Genomic DNA, 433 nt, shown 5'->3' with positions numbered 1-433 from the left:
AACTACGGCCGCCCTGCCCCACACTCAGCTCCGCGCCCATCTCTGAGCTGCCCCTGGGCTGCTCTCCGCCCTGCCCCACGCCCTGCCCCACATCCGGCTCTGATCCGCCTGCGGGCTGCTCTCCGCCCTGCCCTACGCGCGGCTCTGAGCCACCTCCCGGCTGCTCTCCGCCCGGCTCTTGCGCATCACCGAGCTGCCGCGCATCACCAGCGTCCTGCGATACGCCCAGCACCACGCTCTGGGCTTCGCTACGCGCCCCATTCCGCGATCCGTCCTGCATCTCCGCCTGCGCACCGAGCCCCGCGCCGCCCCCAACCTCCTCCACCACGAAGAAGGGAACCGCCCCCAACCCATTCACCCGCAACAACTCGACAAAGGCCCCGCCAACCTCCTCCGCCAGCTCCGCCGCAACCCGCCCCAACACCACAACCAC

General features: G+C 70.9%; 1 protein-coding gene. It reads left to right on the top strand.

Features of this window, described 5'->3' with window-relative positions:
• Positions 1-178: 178 nt before the first annotated feature.
• Positions 179-433 (top strand): hypothetical protein (locus GWK61_RS58215; protein WP_228564611.1); only part of this gene is annotated, 255 nt, incomplete at its 3' end.

Source organism: Catenulispora rubra (genome assembly GCF_015356825.1).
In the GTDB taxonomy this organism is placed as follows: domain Bacteria; phylum Actinomycetota; class Actinomycetes; order Streptomycetales; family Catenulisporaceae; genus Catenulispora; species Catenulispora rubra.
The sequence above is the reverse complement of the archived record's forward strand: the minus strand, read 5'-3'. Positions and strand labels throughout refer to the sequence as shown.